The sequence below is a fragment of the Clostridium sp. Cult1 genome (assembly GCF_021655095.1).
GTDB lineage: Bacteria > Bacillota > Clostridia > Tissierellales > Tepidimicrobiaceae > Schnuerera.
This window is the reverse complement of the sequence record NZ_PPXW01000001.1, coordinates 892,192-911,716: the sequence shown is the minus strand read 5'-3', so window position 1 is coordinate 911,716 and position 19,525 is coordinate 892,192. Positions and strand designations below refer to the sequence as shown.

The following is a 19,525-nucleotide window of genomic DNA, read 5'->3' as shown; positions in this document are numbered from 1 at the left end:
TTAGAAGGCCTATTAAGTTTACCCTTTTTTAGCTAGAATTGATTGAAATATTTATTAGTGATTTTAAATTTTACTATTGACAATTCTTAGCTGGACTTAAAAATAAATGGTACCAATGATTCGATGAAATTCTCATTCCATTTTTATCACCATAATTCATTATACCCTATATATTGAAGGGTTAAATGATTTAAATTATCTATGTCTTCTATCTAAAATATGATATAATTTATTTTAGCTATAAAAAAAACAACTATAAAATATTGTAAGGAAGGTTTTTTTGGAACTCATGTAGGTCAAGTTCTTTTTGATTGATATTTTTAAGTGAGAACTTTCCTATTCGTTATAAAAAAGGAGTTTGATCATGTTTAATTTGAAAAGAAAATCTTTTAAAAACTTTGATTTCATATTATTTATTACTGTTATCCTACTTTGTATTTTTGGTATAGTAATGATTAAATCGGCTACTTTAACATTTGAAACTAACCGTTATGTAAAAGTACAATCTATTTCCACCGTTTTAGGTATTCTAGCCATTGTTTTTTTAGTATTGTTAGATTATCAATTCCTAGGAAAATTTTATATTCCTATTTATATAGTATCAGTTTTACTATTAGTAGCTGTTGCGTTTTTCGGAACAGGTGGAGATCAGTGGGGAGCTGATTCCTGGTTGACCATTGGAGGATTTACATTCCAACCAGCAGAAATCTCAAAGGTTGGTATAATAATATTTTTAGCTAAATTTATTGAAAAGAATAAACATGATATTAATAAACCAATGACTTTATTGAAGATAATAGTGTTTTCAGGAATACCTATTCTATTAATAGCAAAACAACCTGACTTAGGTACAGCAATAGTGTTTGTATTCTTCGTTTTAATCATGCTTTTTGCAGCAGGATTAGATTGGAAATATATTGGCTATGCATTCCTGGCGGGAGTTATAAGCCTTCCAATATTATGGTTTTCACTTGAGGGTTATCAACGTGATAGAATATTTAATTTTTTAGACCCAGAAAGGGATACATCGGGGACAGGTTATCAAGCTATGCAATCAAGAATTGCAGTAGGCTCAGGTAAAGTATTTGGAAGAGGATTGTTTCAAGGAACTCAAACTCAATATAATTATTTACCGGAAAAACAAACGGATTTTATTTTTGCAGTAGTCGGTGAAGAATTAGGGCTAATAGGAGGATTAGCTCTTATCCTTCTATATTTTATCTTGCTTTTGAGACTTATAAGAATCGCTAAGAACAGTACAGATACTTTTGGTTCCCTTATGATTACTGGTTTTGCTGCTATGTTTTTAATCCATATTTGGGAAAATATTGGAATGACTGTAGGTCTTATGCCTATAACTGGTATTCCTCTTCCTTTTTTAAGCTATGGAGGAACATTCCAGCTAATTAACCTAATATGTATAGGAATTGCGTTGAGTGTATCAGTCCACAAAGAAGGACTTAACTTTTAGCTGCATTATTGCAGCTATTTTTTATTGACTAGTACCTTGCAATAAAAGGTAGCATAGTATATAATATAGTCAAACGAATTTGGAAGGGAATGTCTATGAATATTCAATTCAAAAAAGGAGTATTAGAGCTATGCGTTTTATCATTACTTACTAAAAGGGATTTTTATGGTTATGAGCTTGTAGAACAAATATCAAAATACATTAATATATCTGAAGGAACTATATATCCCCTACTAAGAAGATTTAGAAAAGATGGATATGTAACCAATTACCTGCAAGAATCTCAAGAAGGCCCTCCAAGAAAATACTATAAGATTACAAAAGAAGGTCAAGTGGCTTTTGAGGAGTTGGTGAAAGAATGGGAAGACTTCACCATTGGAGTTAATAAGATTATAAGGGGTGATTTTATTGAATAGGACAGAATATATACAGATTCTTCAAAATGGGTTGAAGGGGTTACCAGAAAACGAAATTATGGATATTTTATATGATTATGAAGAACATTTTGAAGTTGGTCTGTCCAAAGGAAAATCAGAAAAAGAAATTACAAAAGAATTAGGTGATCCTAGAAGTATTGCTAGAACCTATAGAGCGTCTTCGAAAATCACTGAGGCAGCAACCAATCCATCTCCTAAGAATTTGCTTAAAGCTATTTTAGCAGCAATGGCTTTAGGGTTTTTCAACTTAGTCATTGTTCTGGGTCCATTTTTAGGAATAGTAGGATTGTTAATTGGGCTTTACGGTGTTTCAATAGGTTTTATAGTTGGAGGTATAAGTTCCTTCTTTGGTACAATAGTAGCACCTTTCTTCCCATATAGTATAAGTATAGGTGTCCATCCTATAATATCTATATCCTTTGGAATTGGTTTAACTGCTTTAGGATTATTAATAGGTATTGGATGCTTCTATTTAACTAAACTATTGTATCAAGGTGCTATTAAATATCTAAGATGGAATATAGATATTATTACAAAATAGGGGGTGTTTAAAATGAAAAAGATAATTATCGTGTTAATAGGTACTGTGTTGATATCTTTTGGTGTAGGTTTTTTTAGCTTGAAATTATCTCAAGATAATGTAAGGGATGGTTTTAAAATAAAATTTGATGATAAAAATTATTCGGTTAATATAAATTCAAACAAAACCAATGTTAATAGAAAAGATGGAGATTATGTCCTTATAGACGAGAAAGATAATACATCTATAAAAGGAATAGAAGAAATAGAAATTGATGTAGATATTGCAACAGTAAATATTATCTCCGATAATAGAGATAATATTTCCATCCATTATCATGGAAGAATCTCACCTTATATAAAAACTAATTTTAGTACAAAAACATCTGGAAATAAATTAATTGTTCAGGCTAAGGCAAAAAGTAAAAAGAATAACTTAAGCAATTCAACAAATGCAGACTTATATTTAGATATAATTATACCCTCTTCTTATACTAATGATTTAAATCTAGAAGCTAATCTAGGGTCAATAAAAATTGAAGATCTAGAATTGAATAAATTATATATTAAAAGTGAATTGGGAGATATAAATGTTAAAAATGCCATTTTCAGAGAATTGGATGCCAAATCTTCTCTAGGTAGAATATCTATAGATAATGTATCATCTTCAAAAAATAAATTAGTCACCGATTTAGGTGCAATAAATGTTGAAAACATTAAAGGCCCCTTAGAAGCCAAAACCAATTTAGGAAGCATAGATTTAGAATATGATAAGATTGATTGGGATATAAAAGCTGAATCTGATTCAGGAAGTATAAAAATCATCCTTCCAAAAAACTCTAACCTAACTATTGATGCAAGCACCAGCCTAGGAAGTATAAAATCTAATATACCACTAGAAATTAAAGAAAAATCCAATACTAAACTTATAGGGGTATGTGGAAGTGGAGAAAATATGATATCCCTCATGGTGGAATTAGGAAGTATAAGTATCAATGAAAAATAATTTGAATCCAGGGGGTAAGTAATATTGATTAATATAGGAATTAAAAAGAGATTACTATTATTATTAGTATTAACTACTATCATAATATCATCTACAGGCTGTAATCAGAATGGAGAAAGTGTAATGGTTTCCAATGGACCACTTACCATGGAAGAAAAGTTAGAGGATTTTGAATATGCCTATAATATTATAAAAGAAAACTATTCTTTTCTTGAAGTCAATAAAAGATTAAATGGAGTTGATTGGTTAGCAAATAAGGATGAATATACTGAAAAAATTAAAAATACAAATTCCCACTATCAGTTTATGGAAGAGTTATCAAATATAATAATGGAACTAAATAATGGCCATACCCATGTAGTGCAAATGAATGAATTTAAATGGTATCATTCAGTATATTCCCAACATAAATTCAGCTATAATAAACCTTGGTTTAAAGTATTTAACGATAAAAAGGTTTTGGCTAGATATAATTACTTAAGTCCAAAGGAAAGCCCTGAAGATTCAGGTTACTTTGGCAATACTAGTCCAGCTTTTAAAACAGATATTATAGTTCCCAATAAAGTTGCTTATTTAAAAATAAATATAATGGATGGTAGGCGTGTAGAAAAAGATGGCAAAGAGATTAGGGAATTTTACGAAAAAATAAAAGACTATGAAAAACTCATTATAGATATTAGAGGAAATGGTGGTGGGAGTGATAGCTATTGGCGTGAAAATGTTGTTTCAGCCTTAGCAAAAGAGCAAATTTCTACAAGTAATTATATCTTTGTTAGAGGAGATTATGGAAACCCTTTCTATAGAGCAAGAGGGATAAAATTAAAGTCTATTAAAAGTATAAATGAAGATATTTTAAATCAAATGCCTGAGGAGATAGAAAAAGATTTTGATAAGTATTGGATATCTACAACCACTATTAATCCAAAAAACCCAATAGACTTTAACGGTAAAATTTACCTATTAGTAGATTATAAAGTCTATTCTTCTTCAGAAAGTTTTGCCTCATTCTGTAAAGATAGCGGTTTTGCCACTTTGGTAGGTGAAACTACTGGTGGAGATGGGATAGGTATAGATCCACTTTTCTTTTCATTGCCAAATAGTGGAGTGGTAATAAGGTTTAGTAGTCTAATGGCTTTAAATGGAGACTTCACCATTAATGAAGAAGTAAAGACTACTCCTCATATAAAAGTAAGTTCTGCTGTTACAAGGAATTATGATTTGGATAATTGTATCCAACATGTGGTAAATGATAACTAAGTCGGGGATATCCCCGACTTAATTACTTATTAATGGTTTTCAATTCCTTTATATCCTTTTCTTCATTTGATATCATATTTACATATTAGCTTTCTAACAAGCTTCTCATAATATACTATATATCTGCTTCCTTAAGAGTTCCTGCCTTATATAGAATCGGGACCAAAAGTTTCAATATTACAGAATAAGCAGGTATATTTACTGCCTGTTTGCTTGCAGCTCTTGTCATAGTTACCATTAATGGATGATCAAAAAGGATATTTCTAAAATAGGGTACCATTATAATACTTGTTATCACTTGTCCTATAAGTATGGATACAAATATCTTCCATAAAGCAGGTTTTGCCCAATCCACTTTTAAGACCTTTGCTATAATTCCAGGGATTATCCCTGTAAGTGCTGAAGTTAATACAAAATGTGGCATGAATGGCCCTGTAGGTCTAAGTATATGACTGAGAATATCCCCTACTCCACCTACTATTCCTCCAACCATAGGTCCAAGCACTATCCCTCCAAATATAATTGGAAATCCCCCAAAATTGATTATTCCTGGAATAGTAACGATTCTTGATAATACAATATTCAAGGCAATCAAGAAACTTGAGATAACCATAGTCTTAGTATTCAGCTTTTTCACAAAAAAATACCTCCTTTCATAAATGATATGACAGCCTGTCACATCAGAAAGAAGATATTACTGAAGTGACAGCGAACGCGATAATATGCCGCAAGCACTAGCTTTTCGTTTAGAGGCAACGTCCCATCCTCTAACACTTTACGCATACTATCTACTCTGTCATTAAAATCTAGTTATAAAATATTGGTCAAAATTAAATATCAATTAAATTTATTGACCTATGAAAATTATATACTAATTGTAAATATTAGTCAAGAAATCGGCATAGATACTAGTATTAACTTTCTTATATTAATATAAAAGAACTGTTTTCTTTCTCTAATTAATATATTTCAGAATCATCAATAGTAATATCGGTTTCAGTTTTATCCTCTCTCGTCGTAAGAAAGGCAACAATAATCAAAGAAACAATATTGCCAAAGAATAAATTGATTACAGCAGCGACTAATCCAAGTATAATAAATAAAAAGGAATTCAATCTCTTTCTAACATAAATTGCAAAGTATAATACTAAACAGTAAATTGTTCCTGCAACTTCTCCTATTGTAGCCGGTAACTCTAAATTATAGGGGTCGATTATTCCGGTAATTCCTCCTATTAAGGCCCCTATTAAAAATCCTAATAGCAAATATGCAAAGTAAAATCCAATTGCTTGCTTCCAATTCCTTTCCAAGCTAAAATCAGTAAGATTATTCACATTTCTCCCTCCATTTGTACGGTTAATTTTATAACCTCTGCTAATTAATAATATATTTATTTATTACCCAATATGTACATGTCCAAATGGGGTTTTGTTAATTTATTACAACTTCTTTAATTTTAACAATTACATATAAAAATCATTCATTATTCTCCAATTTATTTACTACCATATCTCCCAACTTTTCTAAAGAAACCCTTCCATTATCATATCTTAAAAATACTACTTGTCTTCCTTTTCTACATAATAGGATTATTTCTTCATTTATTTCTATTCCATATAAGCTTAAATCCTGCTTATTTTTTATTTTGTTAAGTTCTAAGGAATGTTTTTCAGTTTCCCTATATAAAATATCATTCTCTAAACCTTTAGCAATTGAATCAAATCTTGTCAAGTAGTAGTCAAGAATTAAATAAGATCTATCCTCACTCTTATCTTTATTTTGATCATATATAACAACCGATTCAATCAATGTATACTCCTTGGGTATAAATAAACTCCAATCTTGATAAAGAGTATTTCCATATTCAGTTTCATTCCTCTTTAGTGCTAATCCTTTATCACTACTATAATCTATTTTTTCTATCTCCTCTATTGTAACTACCGGTAAAATATGTAGATCCATAATTTCATCAAGTTTTATCCTTTCTGCCCTTGAATCTCTGTAAAAAACACTAATTGTTAAAACCATAATAAATAAAATAAAAATAGATTTTCTCAATATAAATTTGCCTTTCATCAATAAATAATCTCCCTGATGCTTTAAAAATTCATTACTATCTAATACTCTCTCTAACCGTTGTAATTTCTTACTCTGTCTTCTAGGTTTAAATGTAGACATTAAAAGAAAAATCATAGATATAAGGGATTTTCCATTATTTAACGATAGATAAAAATTATTTTTTACATTTAGCTTTACATAGAAAATAATAATAATACATAGAACTAAAGCCATAGGAATGATTGTATTGGTAAATTTTTTGCCTAATTTTTTCTCTCTGTATTCCTTTATGATTAATTTCTGTGCCTCAGGAGTTTCATATAATTCTTTTAAATCAGATCCTTCTGGTGATGAAAATATTAAAAATATATCCTTTTCACAAACGAAATTCCATCCTTTGTTTTTATGTTTTTTGATCCTTTCATCTTTTATACCTTTATCATCTTTTTTTACTATATCTATTCTATAGTTTAAATGCCTAGGCTTATCTTCTTTAAAATATGCAAAGAACCCTCCTATTTTTTGGAGATGAAGTCCTCCCCTGGACATTTCAGAAAAAAATTCTTCATATTCTTCAATATTATATAGATCTCCAAAAAGGAACTTTCTAACTGGTTTGTTCATTTTCTACCCCCTTAAGCATTGTCCATTTACCATTTACATATATTCTTATTAAATAGTGCACTAGAGATAAATTCCAGTGCACTATTTAATATAAACCTTTTTCCTTCTTCTGATTATGATTCTAATTATTAGGATTATTAAAACTAAAACAATCAAAATAACTCCATATAATACTAGGGCAATCTTATTTGGTTTTTTTAATCTTGCAAACAAATTTGGATTATCGTCAACAATTTTTCTGCCTTGTTTTTGACTATAATATTGAGGAACTTGGGGTATTCCGTCTTCAGTTTCGAAGGATTTTAAATACTCAGCTATAGCTAACCATTCTTTAATTTCATGTCCATCATCATATATTATTTGGGCTTCATAATCGGTAATTGGGATACCTTCTTTAGTCTTAGGTACAATGGATAATAGCCCAAAGGATTTATCACCAACAATGGAAAGCATTTGGGCAGAATACAACCCTGCAACTACCCTATATAGTTCTTCATCCCTTATCTCTTCTCTGCTGCCATCTTCCTTTTCCAAATATACATCGGTTACCTTATTAAAGATTAATCTATTTGGGTTAAAGGTGAAATTAAGACCAGATGTGTAGAGCTGAGCAACACTCATTATAGGGGAGATTGAAGCATCTACCTCTGCTACAGTTTTTAATTCTTTTCCTGTTAAATATACAGAAATTAAAGGATAACCTGACACTTTATCAGGACCTATACCTAAAGAACTTACATTAAACACATCTGATACAGTAATATTCCCTTTAATAAAGGAGCCTCTTATAGTACCTGTAGGAACTACTGAAACAGCTATAGGCTCATAATTCTCCCCCTCAGCTTCCTTTACTGCATATATATAGGAATCGCTAATAAGATTTCCTAATATATCTTCATCATGATCTTTACCTAATATTCCGTAAGAAGTAAAATTAAATGGGGTATAAGCCACTACTTCATCAAATACCATATTAAATCTAGTTAAATATTCAGCTTGTACCCGACCCTTATAAAAATCTATAGTTTCTGTAATTTCTGGATTGGAAGTTAAATAACCCTCTATTGGTTCTAACCTATAATCTTTTACCATCCAATTTTTATTCTCGTCTTTAGCTATTTTCAATATTCCTAAATTTTCTCCATATCTACCAGAGGACCCAATTATTGTATTTCCCACTATTATAGGCTCTGGATGAGTAGTATGGGTATGCCCACTAATAATTATATCTATGTCTGGAACTTCTTTGGCTAGTATTTCGTCTTCTGATTTAGACTTATCCTCCCAGGTACCAGAATGAGACAAGCAAATTATTAAATCCGCTTTTTCTTCCTCTTTTAATACACCAACTGTATCTTTTGCCGACTGTATCGGATCTGTAAATTCAACCTCTGACATTGGTGCATTAGATGCTGCTTCCTTCCCCATTAAACCAAAAATACCTATTTTAATACCATTACGTTTAATTAATATATGGTTTTTTACACCATAATAATCCATAGCATCCTTTAGTTTTTTTAAAGTTGGAGTTAGTTCACCATTATCATCTACTGGAAAATGAACATTAGAAGCTACCATTTTTGGTAAAACTTCCCCACTATCCTTAGCAACTTTCAAACTATCTGCTAATCCTTCTGCTCTAAAATCAAACTCGTGATTACCTAGAGTTACTACATCATATCCCATCTGTCCCATTATCCTAAGTCCAGGTGCATGGCTGGAAAAAACAGTCTGAAACAAAGTTCCCATAGAAAAATCTCCTGCATCTACTAATAGTGTGTTAGGATTTTTTTCCTTTTCTTTATCGATTGCTGAGTATAACCTAGCGTATCCTCCTAATATTTTAATTTCTCCATCTTCTTCTATTTCGAAGGGATATAAATGGTCATGCATATCATGGGTAAATAATATCGTTATAGATTGATCTACTTCTTCCAAATAGGACTTTTGAGGAACTATCATGAATCCCATCACAAGGATCAATACAATTAGTAATATCCTAAAATTTTTTCTCATAATCCCCCTCCCAATATACCTTTACATTCAATAATTATTTAAGAACCATTCAATTAATTGAGAACCTATACTTATAGACTTATTGAACATTTCTAAAACCTCATCTTTAGAGAACCAATCTGCATCGACTATTTCTTCTCCATCTACTTTAATATCTCCATCTAAATACTCTGCTGTAAATCCTATCATCATAGAATTTGGATAAGGCCAAGGTTGAGAACCAAAATATTTAATATTCTTTACCTTTATGCCTACTTCCTCAAATACTTCTCTTTTTACACATTCTTCAAAAGTTTCACCATATTCAACAAAACCAGCAATTACACTATATCTTCTATTGGGAAACTGTTTATTACGAGCAAGTAGTAGTCTATCCCCTCTGGTGACTGCTACAATAATTGCTGGTGAAGTTCTTGGCCAAGTGGTATTACCGCAATTAGAGCATATCATTGCTCTTTCAAACTTACTATCCTTTATATACATTTCAGAGCCACATTTACCACAGTATTGGTTCAATTTCAACCAGTTAAGTAGCAGATTTGCCTTTGAAGCTAAAAGATATATGTTTTCTTCTATAGATCTAGATAAAGTTCTTAAATCCATAAAATAAAAATTATCGTCTTCAATATGATCAACAAACTCTCCACAATGGCAATTATACCCAGAATATGCTCCCATACACTGGATATTATATATACTTATATTCAGTTTAAGTATATCCTTTTGTCTAGGAATGAAAAAAAACCCTTTTTCCTTATAAACCATTAATTTATTATCCCTGAATAAAAACCAATAATCTTCTTTATCTTCCTTATGTAAAGGTTTAACTGACGGCTGAAATACAATGTAATCTTCCAAATCAACTCCCCCTTATTCACTATCAACAATATTCTCTTTTTCTTCTAAAAAACATTTTCTACATAGAGGTTCATATTCATCTGAAGCACCTATTTTGATCCTTTCCTGATCTTTAGACTTTCTATGACTAACCCACCCATCGCTTCCACATCTTACACAAACTGCATGGTGCTTATAAAGATAATCTGCAATGGGCATCAACTCCTTAACTATTTCAAAAGGCGTCCCTGTAAAGTCCATATCAAGACCTGCTACTATGATGGTGAAATTCTTCTCAAGTAATTTATTAATCCCTGAAATAATATCTCCAACTTTTCCCCCTAAAAATTGGATTTCATCTATTGCTATAACATCAGGTTTTAATTCATTACAATACTCTATTAACTGATCTATATCTTCTACTATAATGGCATTCATAGAAGTTAGATCGTGGGTAACAATCTCATTTCTTCTATACCTGCTATCAATAGCTGGTTTAAATGCTATTGTCTTATATTTTGCTATGTTAAATCTTTTAACATCCTTTTCTAGACTCGATGTTTTCCCTGAAAACATGGATCCTGTGTGAACAATTAATTTTCCTTTGTATTGATGCAAAACAATTTCCTCCTTTTTCATTAGCTTTTACTATTATACCATGATTTCTTTAATTTCAAATTGAAAACTTTGATGTATATTCACATAATATTTTTTTATGAATATTATAAAGTATCATATGTCCTATAAGGGAGAGTTGCTCATGGATAAAAAGACAATAGTAGAAGTAAAAAATATAGGTATGACTTATCATACATTCAATGGTGAGACGGAAGCCCTCCGAAATATAGATTTTAGTGTTTATGAAGGTGAAATAGTAAGCATTGTAGGGCCTAGTGGATGTGGTAAATCTACTTTACTTTCAATAATTGCAGGTCTAATAAAGCCCTCTGCTGGAGAAGTATTGGTCAACGGAAATAAAGTTACTGGTCCAACTGAAGACATAGGCTATATGTTTCAGAGAGACCATTTGTTTGAGTGGAGGACCATACTTCAAAATGTATTGTTAGGTCTTGAAATACGCGGTAAAGTAGAAGAACAATCTGTGAAAACCGCAGAAAAGCTTTTGGAAATCTATGGACTAGGGGATTTCAAAAATAATTACCCTAGGCAATTATCTGGTGGTATGAGGCAAAGAGCTGCTTTAATTAGAACATTGATTGTAGAACCTAATCTATTATTATTGGATGAACCCTTTTCTGCATTAGATTATCAAACAAGACTAGCAATATCGGATGAGATTGGAATCATATTGAAAAAGGAGAAAAAAACAGCTCTTCTAGTCACCCATGATATTGCTGAAGCTATATCTTTATCCGATAGAATAATTGTACTAACCAATAGGCCTGCTAATATTAAAGATATAATAAAAATTGAATTAACCTGTCCTGGAGGAGTATGGAGCCCAATTAAATGTCGTGAAGCTCCCGAATTTAGACATTATTTCAACAAAATATGGAAGGAGCTTGATGTTCATGTCTAATAAATCAGTATCGAAGGAACATATTAAATATTTGAAAAGAATAAGAAAAAGGAAACGCACTATTTTCATAGCACAAGTATCTATTCTGATAATAGGTCTATTACTATGGGAAATAGCTGCTCGACTTGAATGGATAGATTCTTTCTTAACAAGTTATCCTTCGGGAATATGGAAGTTGTTTTTAGAGTATACTAAAAATGGAGGTCTATTCTATCATGTAGGAATTTCCGTTTTCGAAACCATAGTTGGTTTTACTGTAGGTACCTTATTGGGAATCCTGATTGCAATAGGTCTATGGTGGTCTGATTTTTGGGCAAAAGTTTTAGATCCTTATTTAGTAGTGTTAAATAGTTTGCCAAAAACAGCATTAGCTCCTATTGTGATTATCTGGGTTGGTGCAGGTTATTCAGGGATCATAGTCACTGCCATCACTGTATCTATTGTTATAACTATTATGAATATGTTCTTTAGCTTTATATCTGTAGATGAAGATAAAATAAAACTATTACAAACCTTTGGAGCTACTAAATTTCAAATTCTCAAAAAAGTAGTACTACCTTATTCAATACCTACTATGATAAGTACTTTAAAAGTAAATATCGGACTATCCTGGGTAGGGGTAATTGTAGGAGAATTTCTAGTATCCAAAGCAGGCATTGGTTATCTAATAGTATATGGTGGTCAGGTCTTTAAATTAGATTTAGTGATGATGAGTGTGTTCATTTTAGCCTTAATTTCAGCACTAATGTATAAAGGAATTTCTATTTTGGAGGATAAATTTTTAAAATGGAATGAATGATATAAAGGTTAGGTTCAATTGAACCTAACCTTTATTATTTATCTAAATCTTCAATTGTATTTTCTTCTGCTTTTATAGTTTTTGGTTCCATTTTATTATTTTTATTTATATATACATTTGCCACTTTAATCCCTTTATATAGGAGAAAAATCATCAAAACTTCTTTAGCTATGCTCAAAATAATTGTTAATATTTGGATAATGCTAAATAGAGTCATACTTGGACTTGGATTTACATTTACATTCATTAATTTTCCCCTTTCTTTGGTCTAATCTATTAATAATTAACTATCTCAACCCTTTCTATTACAACTGGTTCAATGGGTCTATTATTTCCATCGGTTTCTACTGCTGCAATTTTATCTACTATATCCATTCCCTCAAATACATGACCAAATACAGTATGCCTATAATCTAAATGAGGCGTACCTCCTAATTCTTTATAAGCTTTTATTGCAGTTTCAGGGAAACCTCCATCTTCTCCGATTTCGGTCATTTGATTTATTAAAGATTCTTCAACAGTATCTTTTTGAACTATAAAAAATTGACTACCATTAGTATTAGGCCCAGCATTTGCCATAGATAGAGCACCTCTAAAATTATGATAATTGATATCGAATTCATCCTCAAAAGGTTTGCCCCATATGCTTTCCCCACCAGTTCCATTTCCAATTGGATCTCCACCTTGTATCATGAAATCTTCTATTACCCTATGGAAAGTCAATCCATCATAATATCCATTTTCAACATGAGTTTTGAAATTTTCCACTGCCTTAGGTGCTATTTCAGGAAAAAGCCTTATCTTAATGGTTCCATAATTGGTTTCCATTACGATAATCTCCTCATCTTTTTTTGGTAATTCTAATTGTTCTAATACCACATCAGCGCCTCCTTCTGTTCGTTCTTGATTTTTTTCTACCTTTTTACATCCATTTAGAATTGATAGAGTAGTTAATATCAAAAATAAAAAAATAATTTGATATATTCTCTTATTCATTTTTAAATTCCTTTCCAAATAGTTTCTTCTTTAGGATACCATATATTTCGACTGAATATAATAGTTTTTCAATGATTTACTCAACTTTATGGAAAATTCGGGATGATTCTGTCTGCCCTATAACATACTATTCTACTACAAACCATACTAATATTAATCCTAATACTGCTAAAACTCTTGATACATATAAATATCCATCAGATGGTTCTACATTTTTATACTTCCATCCTTCCCATATTTTCCATCCAAGCCTAGGATTAATTATATTAATAATCAGAAGTATGCTTACAATTATTCGCATCATATCACCTGCTTGATAATATTTGATCTACATCAATTTATAAAATAATCTTCCATTTTCTATACTTTTCTCTACTTCTCCTATGTAAACTAAATGCTCCAGATGGCTCATTGCTTCTCCAGAGGCGAACCATTTTTGAGGACTAGGAAATTCTCCCCAACTATCATATTTTAAATCCCAATGCATTTTGGATGCTATATCCCTAACTGTCATCTTGTTTTCTTTTATAATTCCTTTTATCTCTTCTAATCGTTTAGCATGATGCTCTAAAAGTTCATCAATTCTTTGTTTATGATCCCTTATTATATTTCTATGAGAAGAAAACAGATACTCTATAGGATAATCATAAACTTTTTTTAAGCTTTTAAAGTATGTTGCCAGTATATCTTCATCGAATCCCCAAAAAGAAATATTTGGGGTTATACTATCCAATATATGGTCTCCACCAAAAAATAATTTATGTTCCTTTTCGTATAGACCAATATGTCCTGGAGTATGCCCAGGTATATCTACTACTTCCAAATGATAATTTCCTATAGTTAATATATCTCCTTCACTTAATGGAATAAACTCTATTGGTTCCTTTGGGCAATATTTGTAGCCAGGGTGATTATCAAAAGATATCTTATCTTTCTCTAGATCAAATAGTATTTTATATTCTTCCAACCTTTTCCAATATTTTTCTCCTGTCATCTGATTAATCATTTTACCATCTATTTTACCTGCATATACCTTAACCCCTTCTTGATTTAGAGCAGCGGCTAGTCCTGAATGATCCGAATGAAGATGTGTTATTAAAAGATAAGAATCTTTAAGACTTATGTTTAAATTATTTAATCCTTTCAATAATGCATCTTTACATTCTTTTCTATTAAATCCAGTATCAATTATTAAATTTTTGTCCTCAGATTTAATTATGTAGCTATTCAATGCTCTTAAAGGATTGTTAGGCAATGGTATTTCTAGCTTGTAAACATTTGGATATATCTCTACTGTCATCTTAACACCTCATTTTCCTTTTAATCCTTTGTATATTTATCTATACAATCTTTGCAAATACATACTTTCCCTTTTTTATCCTCTGGAACTAAATCTAAAATATACTCGGGTATGACCACCTTTTCACACCAACAGTTCCCTTGGTCATGTTGACAATTATTAGGTTTCCCACAGATAGGACAAATCTTTTCCATTTCCTTTAAAGCCATTCCTATCCCTCCCTCATATTTTTTATGTAATAACCCATATGAATTTAACAAAGGTAAAAACATACTGTATCATACCATACAGCATGTTTTATTTTATATATTACCATTTATCAAAATGTATTTTACTTTCATCATATCTATCTACTGAATCTTTATCTTCATCTTTGATACCAACTACCACCATGCCAATAGGTATTATGTGATCTGGCAATTCTAAAATCTCGGTCATAGCCTTTGTCAATTTTTCTACAGAGTAAAGTCCACACCATACAGCTCCTAATCCTAATCCATGAGCTGATAGTAACATATTTTGTATTGATGCAGAACAATCCTCTACAAGAAAACCTATCTCTGGCTGCTTATCTTTATCCCCACACACTATTATGCCACAGCCTGCTTTAGGTAACATCTTAGTATATTTATGAAATTCTGTAATTCTTTCTATTGTTTTTTTATCTCTTACTATTACATATTCTCTGGGTTGAAAATTATGAGCTGAAGGGGCTTGAAATCCAGCCTTTAATATGGTTTTTAAATCTTCTTCACTTATTGGCTCTCCTGTAAATTTACGAATACTTCTCCTTGTAAATATGGCTTCTAACACATTCATTTAATTATATCACTCCTTTTAAATTTTAATGCATGAGGGACGGTTCTTTTTGCATCGCATCTATGATCAAATGATCAAAGGTTACAGTATTTCTTATTTATAAAAATCGGGCTGAAAAGCCTACCCCTATTACACCATTATAATTTCCTAGCAATATTGTGGACCCTTCCTCTATTTATACCTACAATCTCAGCTACTCGTCTATGAGATAATTTAGTTAATTGTATTAACTCAATGACAATTTCCTCTATAACATTTCTATTATCGTATAATTGCTCTATGTCTTTTACTCCATATTTGTTGCAATAATTATCTAGAATCCTTTTAGCTCTCTCTTCTCGTTGTCGTTCTAAATCCTCTTTAATTTCAAGAAACTCAATCATATCCTCTTCTAAATGGAATTGTTCAAATAGCTTAGTGGAACCATTAAACATATCCATTATCATCTCCAGCTCCTCAGGGTTTATCAGACTATCTTTTTTACCTATATAAGCCTTATAGCTGCTCCATTTATAATCTCCCGCCTCTGATACTATTTCAGCTTTTACAGGATTATTATGTATATATCTTATAACACCAAGTAAGTATTGATCCGTATTTATTACCTCACTTTTATATCTACCTTGAAACACATGACCTACTCGATCATATTTTGTATTATACCTCATTGCAAATTTGATATTTGTTCGTTTTAATGCTTCTGCCATTAAATCTAAATCGGCATTAATTAATAAATGTATATGATTGTCCATTACACAATAAGATAATATTGAAATATCTCCCTCATCCACTCTATTCTGCAACTCTCCTAAAAAATATTGCTTTTCTAAGGGATGTCTAAATATCATTTCTTTATTATTTCCCCTAGCTATTACATGATAATATCCTGTGTCACTTTCTAGTCTAGCAACCCTACCCATATTTTTCACCCCACTAAATTAAATAATCCCTATAGTTGGTAATTATTGGACTGCAAGGTGATCCGTCCCTGGTGCACATTCCTATATCCTCTTATTATACATTCTACGTTATTCCTTATATTCCTTCCAAAAAAAGAATATAAGAAATATGCAGCGCCTCTTTTCCTAACTTCCTGTTGATTTATAATTCCTAACGCCGAATTTCCAAACCCAAATACTAATTATAAAAAACATTACTCCAGCCATAGGAGATATCCATTGAAACCACAGTGAAGATTTTAATGGATCTGGCTTTTCGAGAATCGCTATAGCCGGGAAATAATTTATACATGCTAGAGGAATTATAAATACAAATATCTTTCTAAACCAAGATTTATATATAGACAGTGGATATTGGACTGTTTCTACTCCTCCATATGTAAAAGAGTTGAGTATTTCTAAACTTTGAACAGACAAAAAAGATAATGTGGCTTGAAATATAATAAGCCCAGAAAATAAAAAATTTCCACCAAGTATTGATAATACCAAAAGCAATATTTTACCTAAAGTCCAGTTTATATTTAATTTATAAATAGCCCAAATTAAAACTATAAGACCTTGAAGGAATCTTCCTACTCTCATGATTTGAAAATCATGTCCCAATACTTGTAAAACCGTATTCCTAGGCCTTGTAAGTATTCTATCAAAATCTCCGTTTCTAACTAGTTTAGGAAAGGTATCGAAACCCCTAGTCCAAGCTTCTGTTATCGCAAAGGAAATGTGTGCCATTCCATAGAATAAAGCTGCTTCTTCAAAACTAAATCCTTTTAAGTTCCCAAATCTATTAAAAAGCACCCATAATCCTAGAAAGTCTATAAATGTAATTAGAAAATGGCCTATACTCATCATAATAAAGGAAGCTCTATATTGCAATTGACTCTGTATGCACAAAGATAAATACCTAAAATAAAGTCTAAGCCCGCTCATTCCTATCCCCCCTGTACAATAATTCCCTTTAATTTTCTATTTAATAACCATTTCCCAAATCCATATAATAGAATTACCCAAACTATTTGAAAAGTAAAGTATATATAAAGTTTGCTAAAAGGAATATGGCCAGTGTAGAACCTCAATGGTATATCAAGTAAGCCACTAAAAGGCAATATTTTTAAAATGCTTTTTAACCATTCTGGACAAAGGGGAAGAGGTACAATCATTCCTGAAGAAAAAGTCACAATTGCTGAAAAAAATCTGGTAATTCCATCGCCTGATATAGACCCTAAAGTATAAATATTAATAATATTTGTTATAGTGCAAGAAATCACCAAGGCTCCAAAGGTAGTAATAACCCACCCAACCAATGCTCATAAAGAAGGTGGGAACATCATACCATAGTCCTTAGGCAATAAAAATAAAGCTATTAAAAACATTGGTACAGCACGAAGAATTGTAGGAGCAGTTCTTAAAGCAAAAGCCCTACAAAACCATTGATTATATAAATTGATTGGCCTTAATAGCTCATAACTCACATTTCCTGTTCTAATTAAGTTTTGTATCTCACTATCCCCATTCCAAGGTACCATACTAAACATAGCTTGCCCCATCCAAATATAGGTTATAGCTTGATTATAACTTAAAGGTACTCTATCAGTAGTTGCTCTATAAAATGCATAAAAAACCATAATCCGAACTATTCCAAAAAAGAACTGAGTACATACCCCTGCAATAGCAGCCATTCTATATTGAAGAAGTAAAATAAATCTAATTTTAATTATAGATAAATAAGCCTTCATATTTTTAACTCCCCATATAAACTAGCGATAATTTCTTCTATAGGGGGATTTTCAATAAATAGGTCTTTTATTCTATGAGTATTGGATATAATACTAATTAATTTTGCAGGTGAAATTATTTTAGGGTCAAAGTTAATAAAAGCTATATTGCCTTCCCTTTTCACAAGATAAGCACCTTCAATAGAGATGTTAAATCCATTATTTTCTAACTTTATAGTCAATCTTCGTTCCTGAGATACCCTATTTCTCAATTGATCAAGGGAGCCATCGGAGAGAATTTGCCCTTTACCTATGACAATAACTCTACTACATAGAGTTTCAATATCGTCCATATCATGGGTAGTAAGTATAATTGTAACTTTCTTCTCTTTATTCAACTCTTTAATGAATTGGCGAACAGCTAATTTGGATACTGCATCAAGACCAATGGTGGGTTCATCTAGAAATAATATAGAAGGAGAATGGAGTAATGAAGCTGCTAATTCGCATCGCATTTTTTGTCCAAGGCTTAATTGCCTAACAGGGGTGTTTATAAAACCTATTAAGTCCAGCCGTTCTATAAGCTCTTTTTTAGTTTTTTCGTAGTCTTTGTATGGTACTTTGTATATATCTCTCAGGAGCTCAAAGGAATCTATAACAGGTAAATCCCACCATAGTTGAGTCCTCTGACCAAATACCACACCAATATTTCCTACATGCTCTATTCTCTCTTTCCAAGGAACTTTTCCTAATACTTTGCATTTCCCCGAATCAGGAGTGAGGATTCCGCTTAATATTTTTACTGTAGTAGATTTGCCTGCTCCATTTGGTCCTATGTATCCTACCAATTCTCCTTCCTCAATTTCAAAGGATACCTTGTCCAAAGCTTTTATAGTTTCATATTCCCTGTGAAAAAGACTCTTAAAAGCATTCTTTATACCAACATTTCTTTTGGAGATTTTAAATGACTTACTCAAATCCTCCGCCACAATAAGCACTGAAAAACCCCCTTTCATTTTTAGACGTATGCAAAATATTATCAAAATTTAATAGAGATGTCAATGAGAAAAACACCTCCCTATCAAAAAGGTGTTTTCTTAAAATTATATAAATTATATTATGTTTAAACCAATTGTTTTTGTAAGCTAGTGATCTTCTTTGAAATTAACCATTTG

The 19,525-nt window shown here is 31.2% G+C and carries 23 protein-coding genes and 1 riboswitch; of the genes, 7 read left to right on the top strand and 16 right to left on the bottom strand.

Translation table 11 applies throughout. From position 1 onward, the window contains the following. Nucleotides 1-364 precede the first annotated feature (364 nt). From rodA to C3E89_RS04320, 5 genes are all read left to right on the top strand, one after another. Entirely contained in the window at nucleotides 365-1,471 is a 1,107-nt protein-coding gene (gene rodA / locus C3E89_RS04340) for a rod shape-determining protein RodA (protein ID WP_236911262.1), read from the top strand. A 95-nt stretch (nucleotides 1,472-1,566) separates the two neighbouring features. Beyond that, entirely contained in the window at nucleotides 1,567-1,887 is a 321-nt protein-coding gene (locus C3E89_RS04335; RefSeq protein ID WP_236911261.1) for a PadR family transcriptional regulator, read from the top strand. After that, complete coding sequence (locus tag C3E89_RS04330) at nucleotides 1,871-2,449, top strand: DUF1700 domain-containing protein (RefSeq protein ID WP_236911260.1); 579 nt, start codon at nucleotides 1,871-1,873, stop codon at nucleotides 2,447-2,449. The genes C3E89_RS04335 and C3E89_RS04330 overlap by 17 nt, the downstream gene beginning before the upstream one ends. 12 nt (nucleotides 2,450-2,461) lie before the next feature. Continuing rightward, nucleotides 2,462-3,433: a DUF4097 family beta strand repeat-containing protein gene (locus C3E89_RS04325; protein ID WP_236911259.1), complete on the top strand. Its 972-nt coding sequence runs from the start codon at nucleotides 2,462-2,464 to the stop codon at nucleotides 3,431-3,433. A gap of 24 nt (nucleotides 3,434-3,457) precedes the next feature. Further along, nucleotides 3,458-4,690 carry a S41 family peptidase gene (locus C3E89_RS04320; RefSeq protein ID WP_236911258.1) on the top strand — a complete coding sequence of 411 codons (1,233 nt, stop codon included), beginning with the start codon at nucleotides 3,458-3,460 and terminating at the stop codon, nucleotides 4,688-4,690. Between the two features lie 115 nt (nucleotides 4,691-4,805). On the opposite strand, the gene C3E89_RS04315 is transcribed toward C3E89_RS04320, so the two are convergent. The 6 genes from C3E89_RS04315 to C3E89_RS04290 all read right to left on the bottom strand — a co-directional run bounded on the left by C3E89_RS04315 (nucleotide 4,806) and on the right by C3E89_RS04290 (nucleotide 10,843). Continuing rightward, nucleotides 4,806-5,327 (bottom strand): folate family ECF transporter S component, encoded by a 522-nt coding sequence (locus C3E89_RS04315; RefSeq protein ID WP_236911257.1) that lies wholly within the window; start codon nucleotides 5,325-5,327, stop codon nucleotides 4,806-4,808. 67 nt (nucleotides 5,328-5,394) lie between these two features. After that, nucleotides 5,395-5,488, bottom strand: a riboswitch (THF riboswitch). Nucleotides 5,489-5,649: 161 nt separating this feature from the next. Further along, a complete protein-coding gene (locus tag C3E89_RS04310; RefSeq protein ID WP_236911256.1) occupies nucleotides 5,650-6,024 on the bottom strand; it encodes a hypothetical protein in 375 nt (124 codons plus the stop codon). Between the two features lie 142 nt (nucleotides 6,025-6,166). Then, entirely contained in the window at nucleotides 6,167-7,372 is a 1,206-nt protein-coding gene (locus C3E89_RS04305; RefSeq protein WP_236911255.1) for a DUF2812 domain-containing protein, read from the bottom strand. An 81-nt stretch (nucleotides 7,373-7,453) separates the two neighbouring features. After that, entirely contained in the window at nucleotides 7,454-9,388 is a 1,935-nt protein-coding gene (locus tag C3E89_RS04300) for a bifunctional metallophosphatase/5'-nucleotidase (RefSeq protein WP_236911254.1), read from the bottom strand. Nucleotides 9,389-9,415: 27 nt separating this feature from the next. Further along, nucleotides 9,416-10,246 (bottom strand): NAD(+) diphosphatase, encoded by an 831-nt coding sequence (gene nudC / locus C3E89_RS04295; RefSeq protein WP_236911253.1) that lies wholly within the window; start codon nucleotides 10,244-10,246, stop codon nucleotides 9,416-9,418. Nucleotides 10,247-10,258: 12 nt separating this feature from the next. Continuing rightward, complete coding sequence (locus C3E89_RS04290; RefSeq protein ID WP_236911252.1) at nucleotides 10,259-10,843, bottom strand: thymidine kinase; 585 nt, start codon at nucleotides 10,841-10,843, stop codon at nucleotides 10,259-10,261. Nucleotides 10,844-10,985: 142 nt separating this feature from the next. Here C3E89_RS04290 and C3E89_RS04285 point away from each other — a divergent pair, with 142 nt between their 5' ends. Further along, nucleotides 10,986-11,765, top strand: coding sequence for an ABC transporter ATP-binding protein (locus C3E89_RS04285; protein WP_236911251.1), 780 nt, complete (start codon nucleotides 10,986-10,988; stop codon nucleotides 11,763-11,765). After that, on the top strand, nucleotides 11,758-12,564 hold the full coding sequence (locus C3E89_RS04280; RefSeq protein ID WP_236911250.1) for an ABC transporter permease: 807 nt from the start codon (nucleotides 11,758-11,760) through the stop codon (nucleotides 12,562-12,564). Before C3E89_RS04285 ends, C3E89_RS04280 begins: the two co-directional genes overlap by 8 nt. A gap of 34 nt (nucleotides 12,565-12,598) precedes the next feature. Here C3E89_RS04280 and C3E89_RS04275 read toward each other — a convergent pair whose 3' ends face one another. The 10 genes from C3E89_RS04275 to C3E89_RS04230 form a co-directional block, all read right to left on the bottom strand. Next, nucleotides 12,599-12,811 carry a hypothetical protein gene (locus C3E89_RS04275; protein ID WP_236911249.1) on the bottom strand — a complete coding sequence of 71 codons (213 nt, stop codon included), beginning with the start codon at nucleotides 12,809-12,811 and terminating at the stop codon, nucleotides 12,599-12,601. Nucleotides 12,812-12,840: 29 nt separating this feature from the next. After that, nucleotides 12,841-13,560, bottom strand: a complete 720-nt coding sequence (locus tag C3E89_RS04270; RefSeq protein ID WP_236911248.1) for a peptidylprolyl isomerase — start codon at nucleotides 13,558-13,560, stop codon at nucleotides 12,841-12,843. A gap of 127 nt (nucleotides 13,561-13,687) precedes the next feature. Continuing rightward, nucleotides 13,688-13,861: a DUF6199 family natural product biosynthesis protein gene (locus C3E89_RS04265; protein ID WP_236911247.1), complete on the bottom strand. Its 174-nt coding sequence runs from the start codon at nucleotides 13,859-13,861 to the stop codon at nucleotides 13,688-13,690. Nucleotides 13,862-13,888: 27 nt separating this feature from the next. Beyond that, nucleotides 13,889-14,860: an MBL fold metallo-hydrolase gene (locus C3E89_RS04260; protein ID WP_236911246.1), complete on the bottom strand. Its 972-nt coding sequence runs from the start codon at nucleotides 14,858-14,860 to the stop codon at nucleotides 13,889-13,891. Nucleotides 14,861-14,880: 20 nt separating this feature from the next. Continuing rightward, nucleotides 14,881-15,069, bottom strand: a complete 189-nt coding sequence (locus tag C3E89_RS04255) for a cysteine-rich CWC family protein (protein WP_236911245.1) — start codon at nucleotides 15,067-15,069, stop codon at nucleotides 14,881-14,883. Between the two features lie 100 nt (nucleotides 15,070-15,169). After that, complete coding sequence (locus tag C3E89_RS04250) at nucleotides 15,170-15,679, bottom strand: nitroreductase family protein (RefSeq protein WP_236911244.1); 510 nt, start codon at nucleotides 15,677-15,679, stop codon at nucleotides 15,170-15,172. A gap of 137 nt (nucleotides 15,680-15,816) precedes the next feature. Then, a complete protein-coding gene (locus tag C3E89_RS04245) occupies nucleotides 15,817-16,599 on the bottom strand; it encodes a transposase (protein ID WP_236911243.1) in 783 nt (260 codons plus the stop codon). A gap of 165 nt (nucleotides 16,600-16,764) precedes the next feature. After that, nucleotides 16,765-17,565, bottom strand: coding sequence for an ABC transporter permease (locus C3E89_RS04240; RefSeq protein WP_236911242.1), 801 nt, complete (start codon nucleotides 17,563-17,565; stop codon nucleotides 16,765-16,767). Between the two features lie 377 nt (nucleotides 17,566-17,942). Then, entirely contained in the window at nucleotides 17,943-18,371 is a 429-nt protein-coding gene (locus C3E89_RS04235) for an ABC-2 family transporter protein (RefSeq protein WP_236911241.1), read from the bottom strand. Further along, nucleotides 18,368-19,348, bottom strand: coding sequence for an ABC transporter ATP-binding protein (locus C3E89_RS04230; protein ID WP_236911240.1), 981 nt, complete (start codon nucleotides 19,346-19,348; stop codon nucleotides 18,368-18,370). The genes C3E89_RS04235 and C3E89_RS04230 overlap by 4 nt, the downstream gene beginning before the upstream one ends. Nucleotides 19,349-19,525 lie beyond the last annotated feature (177 nt).